The following is a 14,267-nucleotide window of genomic DNA, read 5'->3' on the forward strand; positions in this document are numbered from 1 at the left end:
AATTTCTTTGAAACACATATAACAAAAAGGGCTTGGGGAATTTATTCTTCAAGCCCTTTTTTATCAAAGTAATAGTTAGCTTTTTACTTGTGAATACTTCAAAAATCTAGTTTATGGTTTTTAGACGCCTGCCTGTCCGCCACGTGTAACCAACGCCGTTACTTTACTTGCAGTTAGTGCCAAAAAGAATTACTGGAGAATGAGCATTTTTTGACTTAAATAGTATGGCGTTGGTCTGAATGAATTGACAAGGGGCTAATGCTGATAGCCTACGCCTAGAAAACCTGAATTCAGCAAGTTTTCTTTATTGTAACTAAAAACAGTTTCTATAGAATCGCCCACGTATACCTGCCCTCCTGCAGCCATCAACACGGCTTGCCCGGCTGCAGTATCCCATTCCATTGTCGGGTTGTGGCGGTAATAAATATCGGCTTTGCCCTCAGCTACCATGCAGAATTTTAAGGAGCTTCCTACCGAGGTAAACTCGGTCACGCCTAGTTTATCGAACAGGGCTTCTTCACTGTCAGATGCGTGTGATTTGCTCCTGACAGCCACTTTTGGGGAAGGCAAATTGTTTATCTTAATCTCTTCTTGCTCCTCTCCTACTATTTTGGAAGCTTTTTGCCCTACCACACCTACATACATCACCTCGGTGACAGGCACATAAATGACTCCTAGTACAGGGATCTTATTTTCAAGCAAAGCGATGTTCACTGTAAACTCCCCATTTCTTTTTACAAATTCTCTCGTTCCATCCAAAGGGTCTACCAACCAAAACTGATCCCAGTCTTTCCTGTCTTCGTAAGGAATGTCTTTACCTTCTTCGGAAATGAGTGGAATATCTGGAGTAAGCTCTCCTAAGGCTTTCACAATAATGTCATGCGCTCTTTTATCTGCCAGAGTAAGCGGGGAATAGTCCGACTTCAATTCTGTTTTTTGCGAAAGCACAGGGTCTACATAGACATCCATGATAGCCTTGCCAGCCTCTACGGCAATTGCCTTTACTTTTTCAACCAACTCATCTTGAATCAACATGACGTATCTTTATTTTATTGACAAAATAGTTTAATCACTTTATTTTTTCCCTTTACCAAATTCAGGATCAATTTTAAGAAAATAGGCAACAACAAATGCCGGCAAGCCACAAAGAACTACCCATATGAAGAAATTTTTGTAGCCCAATAGTTCTTGGATGTACCCGCTAACCATACCGGGCAACATAACCCCAAGCGCCATAAAACCTGTACCTATTGCATAATGAGCGGTTTTATGCTTTCCTTCTGCAATTAAAATCAGATACATGACAAATGCGGTGAACCCAAGCCCATATCCAAATTGCTCAATAATAACTGCACTAGAGATGATTACCAAGGATTGGGGCATATATACCGCAAGGAACACATACACAAGGTTAGGCAAATTTACGGCAAGCATCATCCACCAAAACCAATATTTTAAGCCGTTTCTATAAACTAAAACCCCACCTAAAATCCCGCCTAAGGTCAAAGCAATCATACCTACAGTTCCATAAATAAACCCAATTTGGTCGGTAGCCAATCCTAACCCTCCCGCTTCAGTACTTTTTGACAAAAATGGATAGGCTATTTTCAGCAATTGAGCTTCGCCTAGCCTGTACAAGAGCAAAAAAGAAAGTATGAGCAGGATGTTTTTCTTTAGGAGAAACTCCTTAAAAACATTAAAAAACTCGACAACTACCTCCTCTACGGTTTTCACCCCTTCCTCATCCTTTTCTAAACTATCTTTAGGAAGAGTGAATTTGTGGTACAAGGAAAATATAACCATTGCAGAAGCAACAACTAACATTGTGATTAGCCAGGCGTCTTTTATTGCCATGATTAATTCCATCTTTCCAGCCAAAATAACAACCAAGCCTTGCCCAGAAACCATTGCTATTCTATAAAAAGTATTCCTAATGCCCACAAAAAAGGATTGCTGCCCTTCATTTAAGGCTTCCATATAAAATCCATCAGCCGCAATGTCGTGCGTTGCAGAGCTGAATCCAGCAAGCCAAAAGAACGCAAGTGTGTATCTGAAAAAATTATCTAAGGGCAAAGTGAGCGCTACCAACGCAAAGCTAACCCCCAAAACAAATTGCATAGTAACAACCCACCACCTCGTAGTTTTGAGTAACTCTACAATAGGACTCCAAAATGGCTTGATCACCCATGGGAAATTTAACCAGCTTGTATAAAATGCCATTTCAGCATTAGGGATTTCCAAGTTTGTGTACATGATGACCGAGAGGGTATTTACAATCACATACGGTAAGCCCTCGGCAAAATACAAGGAGGGCAGCCACACCCATGGTGATTTCAATATTTTCATTGAACGAAGATAAAGGGTCTAAAAAATGAAAAGCGAATCTAGCTTTTTTCTTTTAGCTAGGAAGGAACTGGGTAAAAAACGTATAGTTCAAATTCTCAAAGCAATTTTGGGGTTGGTTGGCAAACTACAAGAATGTTTGCCCCCAAAACCCTATAGTACTATTTAAAGATATAATTATAACATAATAATGATTTCTGGCTAATCACGCAACACAAAATGTTAATCAGATTTTTTTAAAAATAACAAAATTAAAAACATACTTAAATAGTTCCGTTATCAGTTTTCATATTGAAAAGAATCAATCAATAACCTTAAATCATAATACTTATGACCACAGATTTCTTTAGTTTAGAATTTATCGAAGATTTAGGCCTCAGTCACCTTACTTTCAAAAGGAAATGTACATCAGAAGAGTACAGGCTCGCTTATACAAAACTTATCGAGCTTTTTGAAGAAAAAGGACATCATAACCACGTTACCGATACGTCAAGTCTAGGTACTGTTGGAATTGCTGACCAACAATGGGTAAAGTCAGACGTAGTACCCAATCTGAGGAAGATTGTAGATAAAGCCCATAAATTAAATATTGCCCTAATTTTAGGGAATGATATTTTCGCCACTTTTGCTGCTAAAAATATTGCAAGAAACTTTATGGATAAGCAAAATATTGACATCCACTACTTCCCAGTTGTGGCTGAGTCTTTTGAGTGGTTCAAACAAGAAAGAGAATTAGTTTAAAAAACACCAGGTTCTATTACCAGCCTCAGTTCAGCTATATGAACTGAGGCTTTTTATTTAATGAGCCCTTATTTTCACTTTTTCCGTTTCATAAAGCAAGTTTCCTTTTTCATCAAAGAACTCAAAACGAAGAACAGGTCTATCGTTAGGGTAACCCAGTTTCACCATTAAAAACCCTCCGGATGGTTCTTTGGAAGTGTAAGGTTGCTGGATTAATCCCTCAGGATCAGTTGAATTTTCGTCTCCAGGCAGCTTGCCCAAGCGCGAATTCTGATCTACCTGCGAGCCACAGCTGAACTCTTCAAACCCAGAAGGGTGGGTAGAATGATATTGCCAATGCCTATCTCCACAGAGGATGTAAAAGTTTTTTTGCAAAAAACCATTTGCTTTCAACCAATCAAAAAATGCATCTCCCTCTACTTTGAACCCGCCAGGATTCGTATGGTTATCCGTCTTGCGTTTGTCGTCCGGACCAACCATAGGCGTTGGGGTAACCAGCAGTTTGAAAGTAGCATCGCTTTCCAAAAGCGAATTTTTCAACCATGCCATTTGTTCTTTGCCCCACATTGTTTTCTCAGGGCCGTCTTCCATGTTATTGGGGCTGCGGAAATCCCTTCCTTCCGCCATCCAAATTTGGAGGTCTTTTGATATTCTATGTGTCCTGTAAGTTTTAGACGGAACAGGCACTTGCTCTATAAAAGTATTCACCCCAAGCTCATGAGAAGGGTCGTTTCCATGTTTTTTACTAGAAGGCAAGGTATCCGAATCGTCAAACCGATGGTCGTGGTCGTCTTTCATCCAATAAGCTGGCACGGAACCCATCAAACTTGTCATCCGGTCCATATTAAATAACCTGTGCCATTTTGCCCGCATCTCTGGCAACTTCGTGGCCTTATCAAAGCCAGGATGGTCATAGTAGACATTATCGCCGTTGCCTATGTAAAAATCAGGCATTTTGCTTTCTATAGCCTCTAGGTTGGGGAAGCCGAGGCCTGCATCCGCCTCTGTGTAAGGACCTGCCCCTTGCGAGGAAGGTTTCCCTTTCCCAAAGTTGCCGCCCATATAAAACCGTTCATAATGTGAACCGGTTACCATTACAAAAGAGACCAGTTCTTCTTTTTCCTTGCCGGGCAGGGTTTTGAAAGTTTGGGTATGGGAATAAGTTGTCACTTCTTCTTTGCTCCCATAGGCTATCTTATAATAATAGCGTTGGTTGGGTTCTAAGCTATCCGCCTCCCATTTGATAATGTAATCATTTTCTGGCCTTGCAGGCATCCAGCTCGACTGTTTTGATTGTTTGAAGTCGGCGTCGGTTGATAGCTCGAAGCGGGCAAAGCCCTCCCTCCCAGGTAGGTCATTGTCAATAAGGGTATCAGATGCCACCAGCCTTGCTTGGAGCAAAATAGCGTCTACTTGGGGTTCGCCTGCAAGTAATGTAGGCAAGCCAAAATAAGAATCTTCAGGCTCTTCTGTGGTAGGCTTATCACAAGCTTGGAAAAGCAAGAAAGACATAAGGAAGAAAAAGGTACTTGATCGAAGCAAATAAGTCATTTTCATGTATAGTGGGATTAGTTTTTCTAAAATTAACAATTCCTATTTAACCCAAAACCAAGGAGCGGAAACTTCATTTGTGGTTGCTTTACCGTCCAAATTATTTTCATTCCTTTCACAAAAAAATAAAGGTCAATTTCAACATGGATTATTAATTAAGGAGGAAAGGGTATATTTTTAAGGAAAAATTGGATTATACCATCCAGTTTTTAAGGTGAAATTTTTATTGGTAGCTAGGACAAACAACGGTCTAAAGCCATCACAACCACAATCATATCAAACTACAGTACAATGAAAAAAACGATTTTACTAGCCTCTATTTTTATAGGGCTTATTGCTACGGCATTTGCCCAAGGCGGCAAACACACTGACAAATTTGAACAGTTAGGGCCAGATTTGGGAACGCCAAACGAGTACAGAACTGCTTCAGGTGCGCCAGGTGTTAAATATTGGCAAAACACTGCTGACTTCGACATGGAAATTGTGCTTGATGACGAAAAGCAGACTATCTCTGGTGTAGAAACCATCACTTACCACAACGAGTCCCCTGACGTGCTTACTTACCTTTGGATGCAGCTAGACCAAAACATGAGAGCAAAAGATTCTCATACGTACAGCACTGCTACCAATTCGGTAAACCATGGAGCTACGTACAAGCCTCAGAGAAGAAGCACTGGCGCTATCGCTTACATGATGGAGCCTGAGTTTGAGGGCGGGTTTAAAATCGAATATGTAACCGATATGGATGGCAACCCATTGCCTCACGTGATCAACAAAACAATGATGTCGGTTGATATGCCTAAGCCATTGAAAACCGGTGAATCGTTCTCGTACAAAGTTGCTTGGAGCTACAACATCAACGACAGGATGAAAATCGGTGGTCGTTCAGGTTACGAGTACTTCGAAAAAGACGACAACTACCTTTATACTATCGCACAGTTTTTCCCAAGAATGTGTGTGTATAGCGACAACGAAGGATGGCAAAACAAACAATTCCTTGGTTCTGGTGAGTTCACCCTTCCATTTGGCGATTACAAATTCAAATTGACCGTTCCTGCTGACCATGTGGTTGCAGCAACTGGCAAACTGGCAAATGCCGAGGAAGTATTGAGCGAAAAGGAAATTGAGCGATTGAAAAAAGCGGAAACTTCTGACACTCCGGTAATCATCGTTACGCAAAAAGAGGCTGAAAAAGCCGAGAAGAAAAAAGTAAAGGAAACGAAGACTTGGGTATTTGAAGCTGAAAATGTTCGTGACTTTGCATTTGCAACCTCAAGAAAGTTTATCTGGGATGCAATGGGCATTGAAATTGGCGGAAAGACCGTCATGGCAATGTCTTACTATCCTAAAGAAGGCAACCCGCTTTGGGAAGAGTATTCAACTCGTGCTGTCGCGCAAGCTTTGGAAACCTATTCTCACTACACTATCGACTACCCTTACCACAAAGCCATCTCTGTTCATACTGACAGAATTGGTATGGAGTACCCAATGATTTGCTTCAACGGTGGCCGTCCAGATGAAGATGGTACTTATAGCGACAGGGTTAAATACGGAATGATCGGTGTAATCATCCACGAAGTTGGACACAACTTCTTCCCGATGATCATCAATTCAGATGAGCGCCAGTGGACTTGGATGGACGAAGGTTTGAACACGTTCACTCAGTACTTGACCGAACTCGATTGGCAAGCTAAAAACCCTAAAGAAGCTGATTATCCTCACCGTCGTGGCCCTGCTAACAATATTGTTCCTTACATGAAAATGGACAAGTCAAGCATTAGCCCGATTATGACCAACTCTGAGCAAGTACAGATGTTAGGCCCAAATGCTTACGCAAAACCTGCAACTGCTTTAAATATTTTGAGAGAGACAGTAATGGGTAAAGAATTGTTCGATAGAGCTTTCAAAGAATACGCACAACGTTGGGCATTTAAGCACCCAACTCCTGCAGATTTCTTCAGGACTATGGAAGATGCTTCTGGTGTTGATTTGGATTGGTTTTGGAAAGGCTGGTTCTACACTGTAGACCATACAGATATTGCTATGACTGGTGTGAAAAAACTGAAAATCAGTACAGATACTACTGCAAAAAGCAAAAAATTGGTTGACAGCGAAACTGCTGATGAAGACTTCCAGGAGTTTTATGCAAACCTTTCTGAGGATGACATGAAAAAAATCGATCCTGATTTGAAGTTCTATGAAGTGTCTTTGGAAAACCTAGGAGGTTTGGTAATGCCAGTTATCTTGGAATTTACTTACAAAGATGGTAGTACCGAGATCAAACGTATTCCCGCTGAAATATGGAGAAAGAATTCTGAAAAAATCACTAAAGTATTTACCAGTACTAAAGATATTGAAAGTATCGTTCTCGATCCATTCTTGGAAACGGCCGACACCGACCTTGAAAACAATTACTGGCCTAAGAAGGAGCTTCCTTCAAGGTTTGAGCTTTTCAAAGAGTCTGGTGGCAAGTAATATTTTTTAGGAGTTTCTTAGTCCCTCAGCAATGAGGGACTTTTTCTATTGTATCCATCAACAATACGTATATGAAAAAAACAGGATTAATTTTTGCCCTTGGTTGTATGCTTTTGGGGCTTCAAAGTCTTTCTGCACAAGAAAGAAAGCACACTGACAAGTTTGAACAATTAGGCCCTAAACTTCGCAGTCCGAACGAATATAGAACTGCTTCGGGTGCGCCAGGAGTAAAGTACTGGCAAAACACTGCCGATTATGTGATTGACATCGAGCTGAACGATGAGACTCAGTCGATTAAAGGCAAGGAAACTATCACCTACCACAATAGCTCGCCAGACGTACTCGATTACCTTTGGGTGCAACTAGATCAAAATGTAAGGGCTAAAGATTCACATTCTTACAGCACTTCTACCGGTAGCGTGAGGCATGGAGCAAGGGCACGATCTATTAAAAGAGCGCTAGAACCTGAATTTGACGGTGGGTTTAAAATCAAATCGGTGACCGATACCGAAGGGAATGACCTTGATTACATCATTAACAAAACGATGATGTCAATTGATATGCCTGAGAAACTTGCTACTAGCGAAGATTTCTCTTTCTCAATTGAGTGGGAATACAACATCAATGACCGTATGAAAGACGGCGGCCGCTCCGGTTACGAATACTTCGAAAAAGACGAAAACTACCTTTATACAATTGCACAATTCTACCCAAGAATGTGTGTATATAATGACGTAGAAGGATGGCAAAACAAACAATTCCTTGGTTCTGGTGAGTTCACGCTTCCTTTTGGCAAGTTCAAAGTAAGTTTGACGCTTCCTTCCGACCATGTAGTTGCTGCAACTGGTAAGCTTCAAAACCCAGAAGAAGTTCTTTCTTCGAAACAAATCGAGCGTTTGAAAGAAGCGGAAACTTCTGAGACTCCTGTAATTATCATTACTCAAAAAGAAGCTGAAAAAGCGGAGAAGAAAAAAGCAAAAGATACCAAAACGTGGGTGTTCGAAGCAGACAGCGTGAGAGACTTTGCTTTCGCATCTTCTAGGAAATTTATTTGGGATGCGCAAGGCGTTGATGTTGGAGGCAAAACCGTGATGGCGATGTCTTACTACCCAAAAGAAGGCAACCCACTTTGGGAAGAATATTCTACCCGTGCAGTAGCTCAAACCTTGAAAACATATTCAAGCTACACGTTTGACTATCCTTACCACAAGGCAATCTCAGTTCATGCGAAAAGCATCGGCATGGAGTACCCAATGATTTGCTTCAACTTCGGTCGCCCTAGCGAGGATGGTACTTATCCTGATTATGTAAAATACGGAATGATCATGGTAGTGATCCACGAAGTAGGCCACAACTTCTTCCCTATGATTGTAAACTCTGACGAGCGCCAGTGGACATGGATGGACGAAGGGTTGAACAGTTTTATCCAGTACCTAACTGAGGTAGAATGGGCGGCAAACAACCCAAAAGAGAAAGACTATCCATTCCGTGGAGGACCTCCTAAAAACATAGTTCCTTACATGAAAATGGACAAAGATAGGCTCAGTCCAATCATGACCAACTCAGAGCAAGTCCAAAACCTTGGGCCTAACGCATACAGCAAGCCTGCTACTGCGCTGAACATCTTGAGAGAAACAGTAATGGGTAGAGAATTGTTCGACAAAGCATTCAAAGAATACTCTCGCAGGTGGGCATTTAAACACCCTACTCCAGACGATTTCTTCAGGACTATGGAAGACGCTTCTGGCGTTGACTTAGATTGGTTCTGGAAAGGTTGGTTCTACACTGTTGACCATGTAGATATAGCCATGACTGGTGTGAAAAAACTAAAAATCAGCACCGATACAACTGCTAAAGAAACAGCATTAAAACCTAGCATCACGGCTGATGAGGATTTCCAAGAATTCTATGCAGACCTTTCTGACGAAGATATAAAAAAGATAGGTTCTGACATGAAGTTTTACGAGGTTTCCCTAGAGAACAAAGGCGGTTTGGTTATGCCTGTCATCTTGGAATTCACCTATAAAGATGGATCTACGGAAATCATACGAATCCCTGCTGAGATTTGGAGAAAAAATGCTGAGCAAGTAACTAAAGTATTCACCAGCACAAAAGAAGTAGAAAGAATCGTATTAGATCCTTTCTTGGAAACTGCAGATACTGACTTAGAAAATAATTACTGGCCTAGCTCAGAAATGCCAAGCCAAATGGAGCTTTTCAAAGAAAAGAAAACTGCACCTAAAGGCTCGAAGTAATAAATACTCTACACACAAAAAGGGCTTGCCATGTATTTGGAAAGCCCTTTTTTCATGCCAAAAGACTGTTCAAGTGGGAACAAAACTCAAACAAACATGGGACAGCTAAATCAGCTTTTGTTGGATAGCTTTTTCTATAGCAGCAGCTTTGCTATTTACCTGTAGTTTATGATAGATGTTTTTGATATGAGATTTCACCGTTTCTTTGTGGATAAAAAGCTCATCAGCTATTACGGTGTAGCTTTTCCCTTTAGACAACAGCTCTAACACCTCCGTTTCTCTAGGTGTAAGCGGCGAGTTCGTATTTCGCTGAAAGGACTGTACAACCATGCGGGCGATATGGCTACTCATAGGAGCACCTCCACCTTCCACCTCATTGATAGCATCTAGCAAGCTGCCATAATCGGAATTTTTGGTGATATAACCATCTGCTCCGGCACACAGAGCATCAAAAACAGACTGGCTGTTTTCTCTCACTGTTATTACCAGGATATGAATTTCAGGGTATCGCTTCTTTATTTTTTTAATCCCCTCTATCCCGCTCATTCCGGGAAGGTCCAGATCCATGAGCATGATATTCGGCAAATTCTCGGGAATTTCTTTTAACGCAGATTCGCAGTTGATAAATGTCCCAGTCACTTCAAAGCCAACCATGCTATTAATCAGCAGTGAAAACCCATCCAGTACCACCTCATTATCTTCTACTATCGCTACTTTAGTATTTTTTTCCATTTGACACTTTTTAGGTAAAAAATTCGCTCTATGCGTATTTATGCAATTGAACATCTATAAAAATAAGAAATATCCTTTCCTTGTCAGGTGGTTTTTATGCCAAAGGGGAAAAGTATTGTTCAACGGTATACAGCATTGTTAGCAAATTAAGATTTCTACATTTAAAAGACAGGTTATCAGCAAGTATAGCTGCAATGGGGAGAATAAATCCCCCTTATTGGGTGAGGTAATTAGCACGGAATCCAGAAGCAGAAGGCAGGACTCAAAATTGATTTCCTTTATGCAAGCGGGAAATAAAAAGGATAGGCGCAAATAATACCTATACAAAGGACTGATACAAGTAGAAAAGGCAGAAGAAGGCTCATGGGAAAGTGTTAATCACCTTGCCGAACGGTATGAAAACTCCTCAAAAGAGCATAAAAAAATCCCCTTGTCTCGGGGATTTACAACATGAAATAAAAAGGCAATATTTGTAATGTAATTTAAATAATTGATCAAGCTAGCACCTCTCCGATGTACCTCTCTAAGAAGACAGTGGAGAGGTATTACTTTTTATAGGCGATTCAATTAATTGCCCCATACTTTCTCTCTATTCTTACGCTTCAAATCGTTCAAGCCATCTTCTAGCCTCCAAACAGCCTCTTTAAGCTCTAAGTAATTAGATGCTGTTTCTTCAGGGAATTCTTGGCTAATATAGGCTGAAAACTTCCATATTTCCTTCACATCTACTATTGGCACTTCGTAGGATGTATAATTGATGTTGGTCGATTTTAAGATCAGTATCCTGTCAGAAGCAATTCTATTGATTACTTTTTTCAGTACATAGCCTTCATTATTTGTCACTACCACACAAATTTGCCCATCTTTTATACTATTCCAATCCTCCACATATTCTGCAATCACAATACTCTTGGACTTGAGAGGAAGCATCGAATCCCCTTCTATTTCAAATGCCCTGTAGGTTTTCCCCTTCGGCAAAAATGGAAGGCTGTATTTAGGCAAACTGCTCATATATTCGGGATCGGCATACCCCCGTGTATATCCCGCCGATGCTTTATGAGGGACTAGCACTATGCTCTCATTATTTTCTTCATCTGTGGTGATAGTCAAAATACGCAGATTCTCTGCTTTCACATACTTCTCTGTATCTAGCTTTTTCTTGAGTTCGGAGTCTTCCATAAGTGCTAAATCCACATTGAGTAACTGATCGAGTGTCAGGTTAAAATAACCAGCCATTTTTTGTAAAGTATCTAATCTTGGTTCCGCCCGTTGGTCTTCGTAAGAGCTATACGCGCTTCTTGTTACATCAAAAGCTGCCCCCATTTTTTCTTGGCTAGGCTTTCCTATTTTCCCTCTCAAAAACTTTAAGTTTTTAGCTAGATACATACTCCACTACTGTTTAACTTATGAACACAAATATGTTATTGATTTTTGTCAATGTTTACAAAGTTAGCAACAATCGATTTATTTAACAAGTTGACCGAAAGGATTTTACACTTTGTAATTCCCTTTTACAAAAGCAAAAACCTCCTTGTTAATAGAGACAAGGAGGTTTTTGCAAAGTTACAAGTTCACTATCCGTATTTTCTAAAGAAACAGATAAAAACCTGAATCTGTGATTGGTAAGAAAAGAACTATTCTAATTTAAGCTGTTCTGCTTTCCCTTGCTCTCCTCTTATCTCTTCATATATCGTTACCATTTCTTTCAACTTCTCAGGGTTAGATTCAGCCAAGTTATTTTGTTCACCTATATCCTCCTTCACATTGTAAAGCTGATAAGCTTCAGTATTGCCTAATTCTATTTTCACTTGTTTGCTTACAGCAGGACCTTTGTATGGAGGAATCATCACCCAATCCCCCTTGCGCAATGCAGTTCTTGAAGTAGCCTCCATCACAAACTCTTCCCTACCCTCTTGGTTTTTGCCCATGAACGCATCCAATAAATTTTGGCTATCCACTGAAGGAGTTTCAGTATCTACTAACGAGGCCACAGAAGCTAACAAGTCAATTTGAGTAACCATAGCGTCTGATACCGCTGGTGTTATTTCCCCTTTCCAATAAGTAACAAATGGAACACGAGTACCTGCCTCGAACAAGCTATATTTCCCACCTCTAAGTGGACCCGCTGGCGTATGTGCCCCAAGCTTCTCAACTGCATCATCATAATAACCATCGTTTAGCACTGGGCCATTATCGCTTGACAAGACTATCAGCGTATTTTCGAGCAAGCCTTCCGCCTCTAGCGTTTTGATAAATTCACCAATGCACCAGTCAGCTTCTACTATCACATCTCCCCTTGGTCCCATTCCAGATTTACCCACAAACCTTGGGTGAGGTGTACGAGGCACGTGTGGTTGTTGCAAAGCATAATAAAGGAAGAAAGGTTCGTTTTTATGGGCTTTCACATATTCTTGAGCTTTTGCCAAGAAATTGTCGGCCATATCTTCATCTACCCACTTGGCAGCTTCTCCTCCTTTCATATAACCTATACGAGGAATCCCATTTACAATACTTTGGTTATGCCCATGATGCCACTTCATTTTTAGCAATTCTGGATTGTCTTTGCCAGTTGGCTCTCCCTCAAAGTTTTCTTTGTAACTAACTTCAATAGGGTCATTAGGATCAAGTCCTACAACATCTCCATTTTCTATGTAAACAGTTGGCACACGATCTTGAGTAGCCGCCATTATGTAAGAATAATCAAAACCAACTTCATTTGGTCCTGGAGAAACACGCTGGTTCCAATCTACAAAACCAGTACCCAATCCCAAATGCCACTTCCCAACTATACCAGTATGGTATCCCTCTTCTCTCAACAACTTAGGAATAGTAACCTGAGCAGTATCAATTATCAAAGGAGCTGTGCCCGGAAGGATTTTAGCATTTTTGTTTCGCCACGGATACATACCTGTAAGAAGCGCATATCTACTTGGTGAGCAAGTAGCTGAAGATGCATATCCATTGGTAAAACGCACACCTCCATTTGCTAACATATCAATATTAGGAGTGTTCAACTCAGTTGCGCCATATGCGCTAACATCTCCGTAACCCAAATCATCGGCATAAATAAAAATAATGTTCGGCTTTGTCGGCTCGTCGTCAACCTCTGTTATTTCAGCCTTCTTTTTCTCTCCACAAGCAGCGAGTGCAAAGGGTAGAATAAGTAATAATGTGAATCTTAAAAATTTCATTTTCTTGTTTTTTTCAAAGTGTATAAAGCGAAAAAATAGGCGGTTAAATTACTTCATTTTGAATAATAAAGCGATTGTTGGTAATTTTTCTTTGTGCGAAACCCTTTTAACTCGTATATATGAAAAAGGAATAAGGCTCACGTTTGTGCCAGATTGCAGGAGCAATGCGAATGAAAATGACAAAAAGTTGCAAATGATACTGGTTTGGGTATAATTGCGCACACGCACAAATTTTTCACACCACCCTATATAATTATCACTATCTATATGAAAACAATCATCAACAACACGGTCGCCATTACATGTATCACCCTCCTCTTTTCTTGCGAGCAAAAGCCAAAAGCCACGGAAGGAATAGCAGATGAAACCCCTGCTATTCCAAGTGAAATAGTGACACGCTCAGCTCCCGACAACCTTGTGCCTACACAAGAAGAATCATGGGAAATTGAAAGCCAAGAAGGGCAAAACCTGGTTTTTTCTAATGGGGAAACAGTGCAAACCGAACTCTATGAGCTAGAATATTTCGGCAAAATTGAGGCGAAGGGGAAAGCTCCCTTTTTGATAGTAGCTGGAAGAGGTTGTGATGAATGCGACGAGAACATTGCCATTTACCTTCATTCCCCAGATAGTAAAACTAAACTGGGCGAAACCGTAGCAATAAGATACCCTTACCCAGGAAAAGAGTTGGATTATGAAGACGGAAGCCTACTCAACGATGTTCGTTTTTTCTTTGGCGAAGTACTGCCTGGGATAAACGGAGCCATTTGGTACCAAAAAACCAAGGTAGATGGACGGTTGATGGATAATGCTTATTTGGTGACAGTAGAAAAAGGCGAGATAAAAGGTAGCACTCTTCTAAAAAAAGATATGCCTGATATAAATAAAACCCTAGAACTTGTCTCCGAAGAAAAAGCATTGGAAGTACCCGGGGTTGAGTATTATAGCGAGCCTTAAACCTCGAATATTTCTTAAATTAAAG

General features: G+C 40.6%; 10 protein-coding genes. 4 read left to right on the forward strand and 6 right to left on the reverse strand.

The features are described 5' to 3' along the window. Positions 1 to 255 precede the first annotated feature (255 nt). Positions 256 to 1,035 carry a 3'(2'),5'-bisphosphate nucleotidase CysQ gene (cysQ, locus tag R9C00_13505; GenBank protein WPO38474.1) on the reverse strand — a complete coding sequence of 260 codons (780 nt, stop codon included), beginning with the start codon at positions 1,033 to 1,035 and terminating at the stop codon, positions 256 to 258. A 39-nt stretch (positions 1,036 to 1,074) separates the two neighbouring features. Then, positions 1,075 to 2,346, reverse strand: coding sequence for an MFS transporter (locus R9C00_13510; protein ID WPO38475.1), 1,272 nt, complete (start codon positions 2,344 to 2,346; stop codon positions 1,075 to 1,077). Positions 2,347 to 2,673: 327 nt separating this feature from the next. Here R9C00_13510 and R9C00_13515 point away from each other — a divergent pair, with 327 nt between their 5' ends. Beyond that, positions 2,674 to 3,084: a hypothetical protein gene (locus R9C00_13515; GenBank protein WPO38476.1), complete on the forward strand. Its 411-nt coding sequence runs from the start codon at positions 2,674 to 2,676 to the stop codon at positions 3,082 to 3,084. Between the two features lie 57 nt (positions 3,085 to 3,141). Here the strand turns inward: R9C00_13515 and R9C00_13520 are convergent, their stop codons facing one another. Beyond that, positions 3,142 to 4,641, reverse strand: a complete 1,500-nt coding sequence (locus tag R9C00_13520; protein ID WPO38477.1) for an alkaline phosphatase D family protein — start codon at positions 4,639 to 4,641, stop codon at positions 3,142 to 3,144. A gap of 285 nt (positions 4,642 to 4,926) precedes the next feature. Here R9C00_13520 and R9C00_13525 point away from each other — a divergent pair, with 285 nt between their 5' ends. Continuing rightward, the gene (locus tag R9C00_13525; protein ID WPO38478.1) at positions 4,927 to 7,110 is read left to right on the forward strand and encodes a M1 family metallopeptidase; all 2,184 of its coding nucleotides are present in this window, start codon (positions 4,927 to 4,929) and stop codon (positions 7,108 to 7,110) included. Between the two features lie 71 nt (positions 7,111 to 7,181). Further along, positions 7,182 to 9,365, forward strand: a complete 2,184-nt coding sequence (locus R9C00_13530) for a M1 family metallopeptidase (GenBank protein WPO38479.1) — start codon at positions 7,182 to 7,184, stop codon at positions 9,363 to 9,365. Positions 9,366 to 9,470: 105 nt separating this feature from the next. On the opposite strand, the gene R9C00_13535 is transcribed toward R9C00_13530, so the two are convergent. The 3 genes from R9C00_13535 to R9C00_13545 all read right to left on the reverse strand — a co-directional run bounded on the left by R9C00_13535 (position 9,471) and on the right by R9C00_13545 (position 13,288). Further along, positions 9,471 to 10,097: a response regulator transcription factor gene (locus R9C00_13535; GenBank protein WPO38480.1), complete on the reverse strand. Its 627-nt coding sequence runs from the start codon at positions 10,095 to 10,097 to the stop codon at positions 9,471 to 9,473. Between the two features lie 567 nt (positions 10,098 to 10,664). Next, entirely contained in the window at positions 10,665 to 11,483 is an 819-nt protein-coding gene (locus R9C00_13540) for a helix-turn-helix domain-containing protein (protein ID WPO38481.1), read from the reverse strand. A 248-nt stretch (positions 11,484 to 11,731) separates the two neighbouring features. Further along, positions 11,732 to 13,288, reverse strand: a complete 1,557-nt coding sequence (locus tag R9C00_13545; GenBank protein WPO38482.1) for an arylsulfatase — start codon at positions 13,286 to 13,288, stop codon at positions 11,732 to 11,734. 267 nt (positions 13,289 to 13,555) lie between these two features. On the opposite strand from R9C00_13545, the gene R9C00_13550 reads away from it, so the two are divergent. Next, positions 13,556 to 14,242, forward strand: coding sequence for a hypothetical protein (locus tag R9C00_13550; GenBank protein WPO38483.1), 687 nt, complete (start codon positions 13,556 to 13,558; stop codon positions 14,240 to 14,242). Positions 14,243 to 14,267 lie beyond the last annotated feature (25 nt).

The sequence above is a fragment of the Flammeovirgaceae bacterium SG7u.111 genome (assembly GCA_034044135.1).
Classification (GTDB): Bacteria; Bacteroidota; Bacteroidia; order Cytophagales; family Flammeovirgaceae.